The organism is Streptomyces sp. NPDC005496, from assembly GCF_042872045.1.
In the GTDB taxonomy this organism is placed as follows: Bacteria; Actinomycetota; Actinomycetes; order Streptomycetales; family Streptomycetaceae; genus Streptomyces.
The window spans coordinates 75,819-91,508 of record NZ_JBIAJQ010000003.1 but is presented as its reverse complement, the minus strand read 5'-3'; the positions used below and the strand labels follow the sequence as shown (position 1 = coordinate 91,508).

Sequence of the window (15,690 nt, the reverse complement as noted above, 5' to 3'; positions counted from 1 at the left end):
GCGCCCCCCTTAAATCACGCCCCTCAGCCCGCGACCCGCAGCAGCAGCACCGCGCGCGCGGGCACCGTGACGGTCGTGCCGGCCCGGTGCGTCACTCCCGGCGCCTCGCCCTGTTCCTCGCGGGAGGTGTCCACGACGACCTCGTACTCCGCGGCCCACGGCGGCCCCGGCAGCACGAACGCCGTCGGCCGGTCCCCGGCGTGCAGCACGGCGAGGAAGCTGTCGTCCACGACCGGCGCCCCCCGGGCGTCGCGTCCGGGTATGTCCCGCCCGGACAGGTACATCCCGAGCGTCGCGGCCGGCGCGTACCAGTCCCGCTCCGTCATCTCGGTGCCGCGCGAGGTGAACCAGGCGAGGTCCCGCAGTCCGTCCGCCGAGTGCGCCCGCCCGGAGAAGAAGGCCCGCGTCCGCAGCACCGGGTGCCCGTGCCGCAGGGCGATCAGCCGGGACGTGAGGTCGAACAGCGCCCGCCAGGCCGGGTCCTCCAGCTGCGACCAGTCGACCCAGCTGATCTCGTTGTCCTGGCAGTACGCGTTGTTGTTGCCCCGCTGCGTCCGCCCGAACTCGTCGCCCGCGACCAGCATCGGCACCCCGGTGGACAGCAGCAGCGTGGTCAGCAGGTTGCGCAACTGGCGGCGGCGCAGGGCCTGTACGCGCTCCTCGTCCGTCTCGCCCTCCACCCCGCAGTTCCAGGCGCGGTTGTCGTCGGAGCCGTCCCGGTTGCCCTCGCCGTTGGCCTCGTTGTGCTTGCGCTCGTAGGAGACCATGTCCCGGAGGGTGAACCCGTCGTGGGCCGTGATGAAGTTGACCGACGCGTACGGGCGTCGCCCGCCCCACGCGTAGAGGTCGCTCGACCCGGACAGCCGGTAGCCCAGGTCCCGTACGTCGGGCAGCGCCCCGCGCCAGAAGTCGCGCACCGCGTTGCGGTACCGGTCGTTCCACTCCGTCCACAGCGGCGGGAAGGACCCCACCTGGTATCCGCCCGAACCGACGTCCCAGGGCTCCGCGATGAGCTTGACCCGCCGCAGCACCGGGTCCTGCGCGATGACGGCGAGGAACGGCGAGAGCATGTCGACGTCGTGCATGGAGCGGGCGAGCGCCGCAGCCAGGTCGAAACGGAAGCCGTCCACCCCCATCTCCGTCACCCAGTAGCGCAGCGAGTCGGTGATCAGCCGCAGCACGTGCGGCTGCACCACGTGCAGGGTGTTGCCGCAGCCCGTGTAGTCCGCGTACCGCCGGGCGTCCGACTGGAGCCGGTAGTAGCCGCGGTTGTCGATGCCGCGCAGCGAGAGCATCGGGCCCAGCTCGCTCGCCTCCGCCGTGTGGTTGTAGACCACGTCGAGGATGACCTCGATGCCGGCCGCGTGCAGCGCGCGCACCATCCGCTTGAACTCGCCGACCTGCTCGCCCCGGGTGCCGGTCGCGGAGTAGGCGGCGTGCGGGGCGAAGTACCCGATGGAGTTGTAGCCCCAGTAGTTGCGCAGGCCCCTGCGCAGCAGATGGTCCTCGTGCGCGAACTGGTGCACCGGCAGCAGCTCCACCGCCGTCACCCCGAGCGCCGTCAGATGCTCGATCGCCGCCGGGTGCGCCAGACCGGCGTAGGTGCCGCGCAGTTCCTCCGGGATGCCCGGGTGCAGCCGGGTGAAGCCCCGTACGTGCAGCTCGTAGATCACCGAGTCGGCCCACGGCGTCTTGGGCCGGTGGTCGTCCGCCCAGTCGTCGTCGTCATGGACGACGACGCCCTTGGGGACGTACGGGGCCGAGTCGCGGTCGTCGCGCACGGTGTCGGCGACATGCTGCTGGGGCCAGTCGCGGACGTGCCCGTACACCTCCGGCGGCAGGGTGAAGTCGCCGTCCACGGCGCGCGCGTACGGGTCCAGGAGCAGCTTCGCCGGGTTCCAGCGGGCGCCGGTCCACGGGTCCCAGCGGCCGTGCACCCGGTAGCCGTAGCGGCGTCCGGGGAGGACGCCGGGGACGAAACCGTGCCAGATCTCGTGCGTCAGCTCGGTGAGTTTGACGCGGATCTCGCTCGCCCCGCCGCCCCGCTCGTCGAAGAGGCACAGGTCCACCGCCTCCGCCCCGCCCGCCCACAGCGCGAAGTTGGTGCCCGCGACGCCGTCGGGGCCGACCCGGAAGCGTGCCCCGAGGGGAGTCGGGGTACCCGGCCACACGGGCACGACGGGCGCCGCCCGCTGCGTGCCGTTCCTCACAGGGGCGGACTGCGTGGGCAGTCCGCTTCCCGTGGCATGTCCTTCCTGGACTGCCTCCTGCTCGGGTGCGCTCGACACCGGTCAGCCTCCCGCGGCTCGATGGGGAGCGACAAGAAAAGGGGCCCGTGGCGTCCCGGCCGCGGTTCCCCGTCGCGTCGTCCTCCCCACTGTTCTGCCCACCGGGTGGCTCGCACTCACGTTTCCCCAGGAGGGGCATGGTCGTTGGGCGGTCGTGATCCACGTACAGACGCGCGCGCGACGCGCCGGGGCCGTACTGGCGGCCGTACTGACCTGGGCGGTCCTGCTGGCCGCCGCCTCCGGCTGCTCGTCGGACGGGATGGACGAGGTGCTCGGCAAGCCCCGCGCGCCCGAGGACGTCATCCGTGTCTCGCCGGACGACGGCAGCAAGGGGGTGCGGCCCGGCGAGAAGCTGACGGTACGGGTGCCCGGCGGGCGCCTGGAGTCGGTGAAGGTCGTCAAGTCCCAGGACGCGCAGGAGTCCGAAGTGCGCGGCCGCATCACGGACGACGGCCTGAGCTGGCGGCCCGACGACAGGAGGCTCGCGCTCGCCGCCCGGTACACCGTGGACGTGGTGGCGCTGGACGGGCACGGGCGCCGCTCCGCCCGGCACACGGCGTTCACGACGGCGGTGCCGGACGAGCGGTTCATCGGGTACGTGGCCCCCGAGAACCGCGCCGTGGTCGGCACCGGGATGATCGTCTCCCTGGAGTTCAACCGGGAGATCCGGCGCCGGGCCGCCGTCGAGCGCGCGATCCGGGTGACCGCGGTGCCCCCGGTGGACATCCGCCCGCACTGGTTCGGCCGGGACCGGCTCGACTTCCGGCCCGAGAGGTACTGGAAGCCCGGGACCCGGGTGACGGTGGCGCTGCGGCTGCGGGACGTCGAAGGGGCGCCCGGTGTCTACGGGTTGCAGGACAAGACGCTCACCTTCACCGTCGGACGCAGCCAGGTGAGCCTCGTGGACGCGGCCGAGCACACCATGGAGGTGCGCCGCGACGGCGACCTGCTCGCCACCGTGCCGATCACGGCGGGCGCCCCGAAGACGACGACGTACAACGGGAAGATGGTCGTCACCGAGATGCTCGAGGTGACCCGGATGAACAGCCGCACGGTCGGCTTCGGCGGCGAGTACGACATCCCGGACGTCCCGCACGCCATGCGTCTCACCAGCTCCGGCACCTTCCTGCACGGCAACTACTGGGCGCCGGACGCCTTCGGCAACACCAACGTCAGTCACGGCTGCGTGGGGCTGAGGGACGTCAGGGGCGGCAGCTCGCGGACGCCCGCGGGCTGGTTCTTCGACCGCAGCCTCGTCGGCGACGTCGTGGAGGTCGTCCACAGCAAGGACAAGAAGGTCGCCCCCGACAACGGCCTCGGCGGCTGGAACATGGGCTGGAAACAGTGGAAGGCGGGCTCCGCGGTCGAGTAGCCCGACATACGGGTACGTACGGAGCGGCTTCCGACTCCCCTTCGCGCGGTTGAACTTGGAACTGAACGGTGACAATCGCGGGGATCCAACACCTCCGGCGGTGTGATTAATTAGCGCGATATGCGCGTGGGACGCGCCGGGGTGCGGGCCTGATCAGGCCGTGCGAGGGGAGAACGACTTTGAACGGGCGACCGATATCGGGGGCGTCGGTTGGCGCGCGGTCACGGCGGAACAAGGGGGGCCTGGCACTGCTGCTGGGTGTCCTGTTGTGTGCGGTGACCGCGTGCGGCGGGGGCGGGGACACGGGCTCCGGGTCCGGGAAGAGCAAGGGCGAGTCGGGTACGGCGGACACCAAGGCGTCGGCGGCGGTCGTGACGATCGCCCCGAAGGACGGCGCCGACGACGTGCGGACCAGCGGCGCCCTCAAGGTGACCGCGGCCAAGGGCAAGCTGACCGAGGTGAAGGTCGAGGACACCAAGGGCAAGGCCGTCGAGGGGAAGATAACCGGCGGGGGCGCCACCTGGACCCCCTCGACGCACCTGGCCTCGGCCACCAAGTACAAGGTCCACGCGGTGGCCAAGGACGCCGACGGCCGTGAGGCCGCCGAGGAGTCCGCGTTCACCACGCTGACCCCGAAGAACACCTTCGTCGGGATCTACACGCCCGAGGACGGCTCCAAGGTCGGCGTGGGCATGCCGTTCTCGGTGCACTTCACCCGGGGCATCACGCACCCGGAGGACGTCGAGAAGGCGATCAGGATCAAGACCGAGCCCGCGGTCGACGTCCAGGGGCACTGGTTCGGCAACGACCGGCTGGACTTCCGCCCTGAGGAGTACTGGGCGGCGGGCACGAAGGTCACCGTCGAGTTCAACCTCGACGGCGTCGAGGGCCGGCCCGGGGTGTACGGCGAGCAGGCCAAGACCGTGAAGTTCACGATCGGCCGCAGCCAGGTCTCCACCGTCGACGTCAAGACCAAGAAGATGACCGTCAAGCGCGACGGGAAGACCATCAAGACCATCCCGGTCACCACCGGCAAGCCCGGCTACGACACCTGGAACGGCCAGATGGTCATCAGCGAGCGCCTGCGGGTGACCCGGATGAACGGCGAGACCGTCGGCTACGGCGGCGAGTACGACATCAAGGACGTGCCGGACGCGATGCGCCTGACCAACTCGGGCACCTTCATCCACGGCAACTACTGGGGCGGCGACGCCTTCGGCAACTACAACGCCAGCCACGGCTGCGTCGGCCTGCGGGACGTGCGCGGCGGCGGCGACCGGAGCGTGCCCGCCGCGTGGTTCTTCGACCACTCGATGGTCGGCGACGTGGTCGTCGTGAAGAACTCCCACGACAAGACGGTGGCCCCGGACAACGGGTACAACGGCTGGAACATGTCCTGGGAGAAGTGGACAGCTTAAGATCCCCCTTCGCCTCCGGGCCCGGTGTGCCGCTGTGACCGAGCACACCGGGCCCGTCGGCGTTAACGGCCACTAACCTGCTCCCATGACTGTGCATCTCGAAGTCGCCGAAGGCGTCGGCACCATCCGTCTCGACCGTCCGCCGATGAACGCGCTGGACGTCGCCACCCAGGACCGCCTGAAGGAACTCGCCGAGGAGGCCACGCGCCGCACCGACGTGCGCGCGGTGGTGCTGTACGGCGGCGAGAAGGTGTTCGCGGCCGGCGCGGACATCAAGGAGATGCAGGCCATGGACCACGCGGCGATGGTCGCGCGGTCCCGGGGCCTGCAGGACTCCTTCACCGCCGTCGCCCGCATCCCCAAGCCCGTCGTCGCCGCGGTCACCGGCTACGCGCTCGGCGGGGGCTGCGAGTTGGCGCTCTGCGCCGACTACCGCATCGCCGCGGAGAACGCGAAGCTCGGCCAGCCGGAGATCCTGCTCGGCCTGATCCCCGGCGCCGGCGGCACCCAGCGCCTCTCTCGGCTGATCGGTCCCTCCCGGGCCAAGGACCTCATCTTCACGGGCCGCATGGTCAAGGCCGACGAGGCGCTCACGCTCGGGCTCGTCGACCGGGTCGTCCCCAGGGACGAGGTGTACGCCCAGGCGCACGCGTGGGCCGCGAAGCTGGCGCAGGGACCCGCCATCGCGCTGCGGGCCGCCAAGGAGTCGATCGACGCCGGGCTGGAGACCGACCTGGAGACCGGACTGACCGTCGAACGCAACTGGTTCGCGGGGCTGTTCGCCACGGAGGACCGGGAGCGGGGCATGCGCAGCTTCGTGGACGAGGGTCCCGGCAAGGCGAAGTTCCTCTGATCCGGCAGCAGTTGTCGCCCCGAACCGCTTGCAGTTGACGCGACGTCTCACCCGGCGTCCCCCGATGGGCTGGTTTATGCCCGCCTTAAGAGAACCTTAAGGGCAACTGAACGGGGTTCCCGGGTCCATGCCGTGAACGGGGGTTCCACCGCAGGTCGGACAGTGTGCCGCCGGTCTTGAATTACCTGTGGCATATGCCGTTCGACTCCTGCGGAACGAGCGGTTCCGGGGGGCGTATTCCCTCGGAACCGCCCCGTAGGGGTCCTGGGGCGGCCATGATGGTGCCATGGCGGGGCTGGAGGGTGTGGAACAGCCGCGGCGGCACGCGAGTGCGACCGCGGCGCGCTGGTCGCCGGCGGTGGAGGACGAACGGGCTCTGAAAGCCCTGGAGTTGTTCGGGAATCCGACGGAGGGTGAGGTGGTCCTGCCGTCCCGCCCCGAATCGGCCGCCAGTGCGCGACGGCTCGCCCAGGTGGTGGTGCTCCGCCAGTGGGGGCTCTCGCCGAAGATGACCGAGGACGCGGTCCTACTCGTCTCCGAACTCGTCGGCAACGCCGTGCGGCACACCGGCGCCCGGGTGTTCGGTCTGCGGATGCGCCGGCGCCGGGGCTGGATCCGCGTCGAGGTGCGTGACCCCTCCCGCGGGCTGCCCTGTCTGATGCCGGTCCAGGAGATGGACCTGAGCGGGCGCGGGCTCTTCCTCGTCGACAAGCTCTCCGACCGCTGGGGCGTCGATCTGCTGCCCCGCGGCAAGACGACCTGGTTCGAGATGCGGGTCGCCGACCGCTGACGCGGGGGCGGCCCTCTTGCCCCGGCTCCGCGTACGGGGTCGTCTTGGCGACGTGACGTGACGTGACGTGACGTGACGTGACGTGATCGCGGGCACGGGCCCTCGACGCTCACTGGTGCCGACGTCACGGGGTCCGCCCCGGACCCCGCTTCTCAAGCGCCGGAGGGGCTGGATTTTCCGTGGCGCCGCTGCCAAGCGATTCGCGTTCGTCGGTGACGGCGCCGCGACCCGCGTCAGTCGTTCAACACGTCAATATGCCTATTTGTGGTCGGATCGCCCTTAAATGGTGCAGGTGACCACGACCGACCGCCGTTCGGCGCTGCGCGCGGGTGCCGGGCTCGCCGTAGCCGGGGCCCTCTCCGCCGCGTGTTCCCCGGGAGGGGCCGCCGCGCACGAGGCCCGCGCGCCGGGCATCCCGGACTCACCCGCCGCGTCCGGCGCCCCTCACCCCCCGGACAGGCGCCCGGCGCCCTCACCCCGGCACTACCCGGGGCAGCCCGTGCAGATCGAGCACGGCCCCCGCACCCGGCCCCAGGTCGCCCTCACCTTCCACGGGCAGGGTGATCCGGCGATCGCCCGCGCCCTCCTGGGCGAGGCCGAGCGCCGGGGCGCCCGGGTCACCGTGCTCGCCGTCGGAACCTGGCTCGACGAGCATCCGGAGCTGGCCCGGCGGATCCTCGACGGCGGCCACGACCTCGGCAACCACACCCTGCGCCACCTCGGCATCAACACGATGTCCGAGGCGGACGCGTACGCCGAGATCCGGGGCTGCGCGGACCGGCTGCGCCGGCTGACCGGTTCCCCCGGCACCTGGTTCCGCCCCTCGCGCACCCCGCACGCCTCGCCCCTGGTGGAGCGGGTGGCCCGTCGCGCCGGATACCCCCACGTCCTCTCGTACGACGTCGACTCGCTCGACTTCACCTCGCCGGGCGCCACGGCCGTGACCCGCAAGGTCATGGGCGAGGTCCGCGCCGGATCGGTGGTGAGCCTGCACTTCGGGTACGCGGACACGGTCGCCGCGCTTCCCGCCGTCCTGGAAGAACTCGACCGCCGCGGACTGCGCGCGGTGACCACCACGGAGCTGCTGAGCTGATGCACCGCAACCGGAAACTCACCAAGCGCGCCCTGATCGCGGGCGCCGTTCTCACCGCCCTCGCCGGGTGTTCGAGCGCGGCCGACGACCACGCCGACGAGGCACTCGGCACCAAGGCGCCCGTCGAGCGGGCCCGGCCGGAGCCGGCGCGGGGGCTGCCCGGGATGCCGCCCGTCCTGGACCCGAAGGACGTCTACGCGGCGGACCGTCCCGGCAAGCTCTCGCCGGTGGTCAAGGACTTCCCCTCCCGCGTCTACGTCCCCAACACCAACTCGAACACCGTCTCGGTCATCGACCCGGCCACCTACGAGGTCATCGAGACGATCCCGGTCGGCTCCCAGCCGCAGCACGTCGTCCCCTCCTGGGACATGAAGACGCTGTGGGTCAACAACGACAAGGGCAACACCCTCACCCCGATCGACCCGAAGACCGGCCGGGCGGGCAAGACCGTCGACGTGCACGACCCGTACAACCTGTACTTCACGCCGCACGGCAAGTACGCGATCGTGATGGCCTCGCTCGACCGCGAGCTGGTCTTCCGGGACGCGCACACCATGAAGCGGGTGAAGAGTGAGCCGGTCAGCTGCTACGGCGTCAACCACGCCGATTTCTCCCCGGACGGCCGCTACTTCATCGTCTCCTGCGAGTTCAGCGGCGAACTGCTCAAGGTCGACACCGAGAAGATGAAGGTCGTCGCCCAGCAGAAGCTCCCGTTCGACGGCGCCATGCCGCAGGACGTGAAGATCTCCCCGGACGGCAAGAAGTTCTACATCGCCGACATGATGGCCCACGGCATGTGGGTGCTGGACGGCGACAAGTTCACCGAGCCGACCCTGCTGCCCACCGGCAAGGGCTGCCACGGCCTCTACGTCAGCCGCGACTCGCGCGAGATGTACATCTCCAACCGGGGCGAGGGCACCGTCTCCGTCTTCGACTTCGCACAGAACCGGCTGACCAAGAAGTGGCACCTGCCCGACGGCGGCAGCCCCGACATGGGCGGTGTCTCCGCCGACGGCAAGGTGCTCTGGCTGTCCGGGCGTTACGACTCCGAGGTGTACGCCATCGACACCCGTACCGGCGCCCAGCTCGCCCGCATCAAGGTCGGCAGCGGCCCGCACGGACTCGCGGTGTACCCGCAGCCCGGCCGCTACTCGCTGGGGCACACCGGAATCTTCCGCTGACCCCGGCCCGGCACCGTTCCCGTCGACCTGGTGACGGTGACACGCCGCCCCAGGGGTGAGGATCCCCGGTCCGCCGCCGCACAGCCGAGATCGTGCACCGCATGATCACCACTCGCCTGCGGCGACGGGCCGCCGCCCTCGCCCTGTCCCTCGCGGCCGTCCTCGCCACCTCCGCGGCGACGACCCCCGCGTCCCCGCCCGCCTCGCTCACCCGGGCCGCCGCCCCCGCCTGCCCGCAGTTCTACGATCCGCTCACGGCGGCCGCCGACCGGCGCGTGGACGTCGGCCGCATCACCCCCGAGCCGGTCTGGCGCACGACCTGCGGCACCCTCTACCGCAGCGACGGCCGCGGCCCCTCGACCGTCTTCGAGCAGGGCTTCCACCCCAAGGACACCGTCGGCGGGCAGTACGACATCGAGCAGTACGTCCTGGTCAACCAGCCCTCGCCGTACGTCTCGACGAGCTACGACCACGACCTCTACAAGACGTGGAAGAGCGCCTACAACTACTACGTCGACGCCCCCGGCGGCATCGACGTCAACAAGACCATCGGGACCACCCACCGGTGGGCCGACCAGGTCGAGGTCGCCTTCCCGGGCGGCATCGCGCGGCAGTACATCGTGGGCGTCTGCCCGGTCGACAAGAAGACCCGGACCGAGATCATGAGCGACTGCGAGAGCAACCCGTACTACGAGCCCTGGCACTGAGCCGACCCCCGGCGGGCCCTCACCGGCGGGCGAGGAGGGCCTCCGCCCCGACCGGCCGGTAGCCCGCCGCCTGGAACGCCCGCACACTGCGGGCGTTCCCCGCAGCCTGCTGGGCCCACACCGGTTCGCCGCCGGCCAGGTGCCGGGCCGCCACCGCGAGCGCCCGGCCGAGCCCCTGGTGCCGTGCGGACTCCGTCACCTCGACCGCCGCCTCCAGCCGCCCGGCGACCCCGCGCCCCAGCACGAGCACGCCGCCGTCCGCCGCCCACACCCGCACGTCGTCCCGCCGCTCGCGCGCCCGGGCCACCCGGGGATGACCGGGGTCGTCGATCTCCGTCAGCGCCACCGGCGGCTCCCCGGCCAGCGGCGCGGCCACCGTCAGCAGGTCGACGGTGTCCGTGGACCGCCCGGTGCGGTCCATGAACGCGGCGAGGAAGCGCGGGTTCATCGTCGCGGCCAGCGGATCGCAGTCCAGGGAGCCCAGCGTCGCGCGCACCCACGCCGGGTCCTCGTCGGTGAACACCACGGAGTGCGCGGTGAAGGCGAGGACGCCCGCGTCACGCGGGCAGGGCTGCGGTACGACGGTGGTGGAGCCGTCGGCCGGCGGGAAGACCCCGCGGGCCGCCGCGTCCAGGATGTCCCGCAGCGTGCCGGCCATGGCGCCGCCCCTCTTCCCGCCCCGGGTGTCCCGGGCGCCGGAACGCCCGGCGCCACCCCATGATCGGCCCCCGCGCCGCGGGCCCCGGAACCGGCCCCGGTGGGCGCTGCCCCGCCCGCGCGGGCGGACCGTTAATCTGACCTCCGTCAGTAGGGCCGCAGGGCCTGCATGAAGCACCAAGAAGGGGCGGATCCGGTGGCGGACATCGAGGAAGCACGCAAGGCGTTCGAGCGGATCGACGCGGACGGCGACGGGTACGTCACGGCCGCGGAGTTCAAGACCGCTCTCGCCCAGGGCGGGGACTGGAACGTCACCGAGTCGGTCGCGGAGGCCGTGATCGCCTCCCGTGACATCGACGGAGACAAGCTCCTCTCGTTCGACGAGTTCTGGGCCCACCTGAACAAGTGAGCCGGCCGGACGAGGGGCGCCACCGCAGCGCGGGGGCGCCCCTTCGTCATGCCCGCGGGAGCGGCGTACGCACGCGGCGGCCGGGCGCCGGTGCCGCACCGGGTCGGGCCCCCGAAGACCACCGGCGTCATCCGGCCGGCGTCACCCGTCTGCCCGTACCCCCGGAATAGCCCGCCGCCTCCGGAGGTTGGTGGTCCGCGTCAGCAGGCACCCGGCCCCCGGAAGGGCATGTCATGAAGATCGGCATCATCGGAGCGGGCAACATCGGCGGCAACCTCACGAGGCGGCTCACCGCCCTCGGCCACGAGGTCTCCGTCGCGAACTCGCGCGGCCCGCACACCCTCACCCAGCTCGCCGAGGAGACCGGGGCGACGCCCGTACCGGTCGAGGAGGCGGCGCGCGGCGCCGAGGTCGTCGTCGTCACGATCCCGCTGAAGGCGGTGCCGGACCTGCCGTCCGGCGTCCTCGACGGGGCGGCCGAGGGCGTCGCCGTGATCGACACCGGCAACTACTACCCGCAGCAGCGCGACGGCCGGATCGCCGCGATCGAGGACGAGGGCCTGACCGAGAGCCGCTGGACGGCCGAGCGGATCGGCCACACCGTGGTCAAGGCGTTCAACGGCACCTTCGCGCAGGACATCCTGGACCGCGGCCGCCCGGCCGGCGACCCCGAGCGGATGGCCCTGCCGGTGGCCGGCGACGACGAGGCCGCGAAGCGGGTCGTGCGCGGCCTCATCGACGAACTCGGCTTCGACACCGTCGACGCGGGCGGCCTCGACGACTCCTGGCGCCAGCAGCCGGGCACCCCGGTGTACGGACTGCGGGCCGGCGTCGACGGGGTGACGAAGGCTCTCGCGGAGGCTCCCGCGGAACGCCCGGCGGACTTCCGCGGCTGAGCCGTCAGACGATCCGCAGCGGGTGGTGCGGCCCGTCCGGCAGCTCGATCACGATCGGGTCCCCGGGCCGCACCACGCCCCCGGCACGCACGACGCTCATGACGCCGGTCAGAGGGCGGGGCGCGCCGTCCCCGTCCCGCTCGACCATCTGCTTGAGCAGGCCCTTCTGGAGGCCGTCGATCTGCGCGCAGGGGTTGCGCAGCCCGGTGACCTCGACCACGGCCTCGCCGCCGAGCCGCAGCAGCGCCCCGGTGGGCAGGCCCAGCAGGTCGATCCCGCGAGTGGTGACGTTCTCCCCGAGCTGACCCGCGGTGACGGAGAAGCCCGCCTCGCGGACCTCCTCGAACAGCTCCTCGTGGATGAGGTGCACCTGCCGCAGGTTCGGCCGCGTGGGGTCCTTGCGCATGTGGAAGCGGTGCTTGACGGTCACGCCCGCGTGCACGTCCCCCTCGACGCCGAGCCCGTCGAGCAGCGTGATGGCGTCCCGGTTCGGCTTGGTGAACGCATACGTCCCGTTGCGGCTGACCGCGGTCACTTTCCCCATGCGGCGAAGCCTACGGGTTCGCCCATTCCCGCAGATCGGCGGCGTCGGTGAAGGCCGCCACGTCCCTGTCCAGGGGGTCGTCGGTGTACTGGTGGAACGTCCAGTCGGCCTGGATCCTCGGCCTGCCCGCGCTCACGTAGTCGGCGATCCACAGACCGTCGCCCGCGTAGGACGTGCTGTCGACGTTCAGCCAGAAGTTGCGGTTGCAGTACAGGACGACCCGGTTGTCCGGGCGCAGTTCCTTGAGCTTGCGCAGGAAGCGGTCCTTCTCGGCGTTGCTCGCGTGCGTGCCCTCGCCGGTGGTCTCCCAGTCGACGGCGAGGATGTCACCGGCCTTGTCCGGGGCCTTGGCGAGGAAGTACTCGGCCTGGGCGGTGATGTTGCCCGGCCACAGGAAGTGGTAGAGCCCGACGACGCAGCCGGCGTCACGGGCCCGCTTCACCTGCGAGTTGAGCTTCGGGTTGACGTAGGAGCGGCCTTCCGTCGCCTTGACGAAGACGAAGGAGAGACCGTCGGTGGAGAAGGACGACGACTGGTAGGCGCTGACGTCGATGCCGCGCAGCATGGCGACTCCTGGTGCCGTGGGGGGCGGGGAAGTGGGGGGAGCGGCGAGAAACGCCAACTTCCTTGCCTTTTCCCTCACTTCGCGGTGCCCACCCCTGTACGCACGGAAGGGGCCTCAGCACTCGATGATGTTCACCGCGAGTCCGCCGCGCGCGGTCTCCTTGTACTTGACGGACATGTCCGCGCCGGTCTCCTTCATGGTCTTGATGACCTTGTCGAGGGACACCTTGTGGGAGCCGTCGCCGCGCATGGCCATCTTCGCCGCCGTGACGGCCTTGACCGCCGCCATGCCGTTGCGCTCGATGCACGGGATCTGGACCAGGCCGCCGACCGGGTCGCAGGTCAGGCCCAGGTTGTGCTCCATGCCGATCTCGGCGGCGTTCTCGACCTGTTCGGGGCTTCCGCCGAGGACCTCGGCGAGCGCGCCCGCGGCCATCGAGCAGGCGGAGCCGACCTCGCCCTGGCAGCCGACCTCGGCGCCGGAGATGGAGGCGTTCTCCTTGAAGAGCATGCCGATGGCGCCCGCCGCGAGCAGGAAGCGCACGACGCCCTCCTCGTCGGCGCCCGGCACGAAGTTCACGTAGTAGTGCAGGACGGCCGGGATGATGCCGGCGGCGCCGTTGGTGGGCGCCGTGACCACCCGGCCGCCCGCCGCGTTCTCCTCGTTCACGGCCATCGCGTAGAGCGTGATCCACTCCATGGCGTGGGCCAGCGGGTCGCCGTCCGCGCGCAGCTGGCGGGCCGTGACGGCGGCCCGGCGGCGCACCTTGAGGCCGCCCGGCAGGATGCCCTCACGGGACATGCCGCGCGCGACGCACGCCTGCATCACCCGCCAGATCTCCAGGAGGCCCTCGCGGATCTCCTCCTCGGTGCGCCAGGCCCGCTCGTTCTCCAGCATGAGGGCGGAGATCGACAGGCCGGTCTCCTTCGTCAGGCGCAGCAGCTCGTCGCCCGTGCGGAAGGGGTACTTGAGGACCGTGTCGTCCAGCTTGATGCGGTCCTCACCCACCGCGTCCTCGTCGACGACGAAGCCGCCGCCGACCGAGTAGTAGGTCTTCGACAGCAGTTCCTCGCCGTCGGCGCCGAACGCCCACAGCGTCATGCCGTTCGCGTGGTACGGCAGGGCCTTGCGGCGGTGCAGGACCAGGTGGTCGTCGAAGGAGAAGTCGATCTCGTGCTCGCCGAGCAGGGCGAGCCGGCCGCCGGTGCGGATGGCCTCCACCCGGGCGTCGGCGCCCTCGACGTCCACCGTCCGCGGGGACGCGCCCTCCAGACCGAGCAGGACCGCCTTGGGGGTGCCGTGGCCGTGGCCGGTCGCGCCCAGGGAGCCGTACAGCTCGGCGCGTATCGAGGCGGTCGGGGTCAGCAGGTCCTCGTTGCGCAGCCGCCGGGCGAACATGCGGGCCGCGCGCATCGGGCCCACCGTGTGGGAGCTGGACGGGCCGATGCCGATCGAGAACAGGTCGAAGACCGAGATGGCCACGGGTAACTCCTCAGGGTTTCGGCGGACGCCGTTGTCAGCCGGTCGTGCGGGGCGGTACATGCGGCGGGGCACCGCGCTCGGTTTCCAGTGTGCGCGGTGCCCCGGACGTTCGTACGAGAGAAGACGCTGTCATGAAAAGACGCGTACGGCAAAAAAGCGTACGAATTTACTTCAGGCCGGGGTACAGCGGGTGCTTGTCGGCCAGAGCGGACACCCGGGCCTTGAGCGAGTCCGCGTCGTACGAGGGCTTGAGCGCCTCGGCGATGATGTCCGCGACCTCGGTGAAGTCCTCGGCCTGGAAGCCGCGGGTGGCGAGGGCGGGCGTGCCGATCCGCAGGCCCGAGGTGACCATGGGCGGGCGCGGGTCGTTCGGGACGGCGTTGCGGTTGACCGTGATGCCGACCTCGTGGAGGCGGTCCTCGGCCTGCTGCCCGTCCAGCTCGCTCTCGCGCAGGTCGACCAGGACGAGGTGCACGTCCGTGCCACCGGACAGGACGTCGACGCCGACGGCCTTGACGTCGTCCTGGACCAGGCGCTCGGCCAGGATCCGGGCGCCGTCCAGCGTGCGCTGCTGGCGCTCCTTGAAGTCCTCCGTGGCGGCGACCTTGAAGGACACGGCCTTGGCGGCGATCACGTGCTCCAGCGGTCCGCCCTGCTGACCGGGGAAGACGGCGGAGTTGATCTTCTTCGCCAGCTCGGCCGTGGAGAGGATCACGCCGCCGCGCGGGCCGCCCAGCGTCTTGTGCGTGGTGGTCGTGACGACGTGGGCGTGCGGCACCGGGTTCGGGTGCAGGCCCGCCGCCACCAGGCCGGCGAAGTGCGCCATGTCGACCATCAGGTAGGCGCCGACCTCGTCCGCGATCCGGCGGAACGCGGCGAAGTCCAGCTGACGCGGGTACGCGGACCAGCCGGCCACGATCAGCTTCGGCTTCGACTCCTTGGCCAGCCGCTCGACCTCGGCCATGTCGACCTGACCGGTGGCGTCGTCGACGTGGTACGCGACCACGTTGTAGAGCTTGCCGGAGAAGTTGATCTTCATGCCGTGGGTCAGGTGCCCGCCGTGCGCGAGGTTCAGACCCATGATCGTGTCGCCGGGCTTGAGCAGCGCGAACATCGCGGCGGCGTTGGCCTGGGCACCGGAGTGCGGCTGGACGTTGGCGTGCTCGGCACCGAAGAGCGCCTTCACGCGGTCGATGGCGATCTGCTCGACCACGTCGACGTGCTCGCAGCCGCCGTAGTAGCGGCGGCCCGGGTAGCCCTCGGCGTACTTGTTGGTGAGGACCGAGCCCTGGGCCTCCATGACCGCGACCGGAGCGAAGTTCTCCGAGGCGATCATCTCCAGGGTGGCCTGCTGGCGGTGCAGCTCGGCGTCGACCGCGGCGGCGACGTCCGGGTCGAGTTCATGAAGGGGCGTGTTCAGAAGCGACATCAGTCG

The 15,690-nt window shown here is 71.3% G+C and carries 14 protein-coding genes and 1 pseudogene; 9 read left to right on the top strand and 6 right to left on the bottom strand.

Annotated features, from left to right (window positions below):
* Positions 1-23: 23 nt before the first annotated feature.
* On the bottom strand, positions 24-2,288 hold the full coding sequence (glgX, locus tag ACFYQQ_RS09110) for a glycogen debranching protein GlgX (RefSeq protein WP_356171603.1): 2,265 nt from the start codon (positions 2,286-2,288) through the stop codon (positions 24-26).
* Positions 2,289-2,442: 154 nt separating this feature from the next.
* Between glgX and ACFYQQ_RS09105 the strand changes: the two genes are divergently transcribed.
* The 7 genes from ACFYQQ_RS09105 to ACFYQQ_RS09075 all read left to right on the top strand — a co-directional run bounded on the left by ACFYQQ_RS09105 (position 2,443) and on the right by ACFYQQ_RS09075 (position 9,702).
* Positions 2,443-3,660, top strand: coding sequence for an Ig-like domain-containing protein (locus tag ACFYQQ_RS09105; protein WP_355784503.1), 1,218 nt, complete (start codon positions 2,443-2,445; stop codon positions 3,658-3,660).
* Between the two features lie 179 nt (positions 3,661-3,839).
* Positions 3,840-5,078: an Ig-like domain-containing protein gene (locus ACFYQQ_RS09100; RefSeq protein ID WP_355784500.1), complete on the top strand. Its 1,239-nt coding sequence runs from the start codon at positions 3,840-3,842 to the stop codon at positions 5,076-5,078.
* Between the two features lie 85 nt (positions 5,079-5,163).
* The gene (locus ACFYQQ_RS09095) at positions 5,164-5,931 is read left to right on the top strand and encodes an enoyl-CoA hydratase-related protein (protein ID WP_355784497.1); all 768 of its coding nucleotides are present in this window, start codon (positions 5,164-5,166) and stop codon (positions 5,929-5,931) included.
* 286 nt (positions 5,932-6,217) lie between these two features.
* Complete coding sequence (locus tag ACFYQQ_RS09090; protein ID WP_355784494.1) at positions 6,218-6,721, top strand: ATP-binding protein; 504 nt, start codon at positions 6,218-6,220, stop codon at positions 6,719-6,721.
* A gap of 283 nt (positions 6,722-7,004) precedes the next feature.
* Entirely contained in the window at positions 7,005-7,814 is an 810-nt protein-coding gene (locus tag ACFYQQ_RS09085; RefSeq protein ID WP_355784491.1) for a polysaccharide deacetylase family protein, read from the top strand.
* Positions 7,814-8,995: a beta-propeller fold lactonase family protein gene (locus ACFYQQ_RS09080; RefSeq protein ID WP_355784488.1), complete on the top strand. Its 1,182-nt coding sequence runs from the start codon at positions 7,814-7,816 to the stop codon at positions 8,993-8,995. The genes ACFYQQ_RS09085 and ACFYQQ_RS09080 overlap by 1 nt, the downstream gene beginning before the upstream one ends.
* A gap of 101 nt (positions 8,996-9,096) precedes the next feature.
* Positions 9,097-9,702, top strand: a complete 606-nt coding sequence (locus ACFYQQ_RS09075; RefSeq protein ID WP_355784486.1) for an ADP-ribosyltransferase — start codon at positions 9,097-9,099, stop codon at positions 9,700-9,702.
* Between the two features lie 19 nt (positions 9,703-9,721).
* Here the strand turns inward: ACFYQQ_RS09075 and ACFYQQ_RS09070 are convergent, their stop codons facing one another.
* A complete protein-coding gene (locus ACFYQQ_RS09070; RefSeq protein WP_388904064.1) occupies positions 9,722-10,360 on the bottom strand; it encodes a GNAT family N-acetyltransferase in 639 nt (212 codons plus the stop codon).
* Between the two features lie 195 nt (positions 10,361-10,555).
* Here ACFYQQ_RS09070 and ACFYQQ_RS09065 point away from each other — a divergent pair, with 195 nt between their 5' ends.
* Positions 10,556-10,768, top strand: coding sequence for an EF-hand domain-containing protein (locus ACFYQQ_RS09065; RefSeq protein ID WP_356171728.1), 213 nt, complete (start codon positions 10,556-10,558; stop codon positions 10,766-10,768).
* Between the two features lie 194 nt (positions 10,769-10,962).
* Positions 10,963-11,664, top strand: a pseudogene (locus ACFYQQ_RS09060) (NADPH-dependent F420 reductase); the annotation flags it as partial.
* A 4-nt stretch (positions 11,665-11,668) separates the two neighbouring features.
* Here the strand turns inward: ACFYQQ_RS09060 and ACFYQQ_RS09055 are convergent.
* The 4 genes from ACFYQQ_RS09055 to glyA all read right to left on the bottom strand — a co-directional run bounded on the left by ACFYQQ_RS09055 (position 11,669) and on the right by glyA (position 15,684).
* Complete coding sequence (locus ACFYQQ_RS09055) at positions 11,669-12,208, bottom strand: MOSC domain-containing protein (RefSeq protein ID WP_355794031.1); 540 nt, start codon at positions 12,206-12,208, stop codon at positions 11,669-11,671.
* A 10-nt stretch (positions 12,209-12,218) separates the two neighbouring features.
* Positions 12,219-12,773 carry a glycoside hydrolase family 25 protein gene (locus tag ACFYQQ_RS09050; RefSeq protein WP_355794030.1) on the bottom strand — a complete coding sequence of 185 codons (555 nt, stop codon included), beginning with the start codon at positions 12,771-12,773 and terminating at the stop codon, positions 12,219-12,221.
* Between the two features lie 114 nt (positions 12,774-12,887).
* Positions 12,888-14,255: an L-serine ammonia-lyase gene (locus ACFYQQ_RS09045; RefSeq protein ID WP_356171618.1), complete on the bottom strand. Its 1,368-nt coding sequence runs from the start codon at positions 14,253-14,255 to the stop codon at positions 12,888-12,890.
* A gap of 166 nt (positions 14,256-14,421) precedes the next feature.
* Complete coding sequence (gene glyA, locus ACFYQQ_RS09040) at positions 14,422-15,684, bottom strand: serine hydroxymethyltransferase (protein WP_355793246.1); 1,263 nt, start codon at positions 15,682-15,684, stop codon at positions 14,422-14,424.
* Positions 15,685-15,690 lie beyond the last annotated feature (6 nt).

Bases quoted from the DNA above. Each gene is read 5' to 3' on its own strand.
- ACFYQQ_RS09085 (WP_355784491.1), top strand. From the start codon at position 7,005: ATGGTGCAGGTGACCACGACCGACCGCCGTTCGGCGCTGCGCGCGGGT.
- ACFYQQ_RS09080 (WP_355784488.1), top strand. From the start codon at position 7,814: ATGCACCGCAACCGGAAACTCACCAAGCGCGCCCTGATCGCGGGCGCC.
- ACFYQQ_RS09095 (WP_355784497.1), top strand. From the start codon at position 5,164: ATGACTGTGCATCTCGAAGTCGCCGAAGGCGTCGGCACCATCCGTCTC.
- ACFYQQ_RS09050 (WP_355794030.1), bottom strand. From the start codon at position 12,773: ATGCTGCGCGGCATCGACGTCAGCGCCTACCAGTCGTCGTCCTTCTCC.
- ACFYQQ_RS09075 (WP_355784486.1), top strand. From the start codon at position 9,097: ATGATCACCACTCGCCTGCGGCGACGGGCCGCCGCCCTCGCCCTGTCC.
- ACFYQQ_RS09055 (WP_355794031.1), bottom strand. From the start codon at position 12,208: ATGGGGAAAGTGACCGCGGTCAGCCGCAACGGGACGTATGCGTTCACC.
- ACFYQQ_RS09090 (WP_355784494.1), top strand. From the start codon at position 6,218: ATGGCGGGGCTGGAGGGTGTGGAACAGCCGCGGCGGCACGCGAGTGCG.
- glyA (WP_355793246.1), bottom strand. From the start codon at position 15,684: ATGTCGCTTCTGAACACGCCCCTTCATGAACTCGACCCGGACGTCGCC.
- ACFYQQ_RS09070 (WP_388904064.1), bottom strand. From the start codon at position 10,360: ATGGCCGGCACGCTGCGGGACATCCTGGACGCGGCGGCCCGCGGGGTC.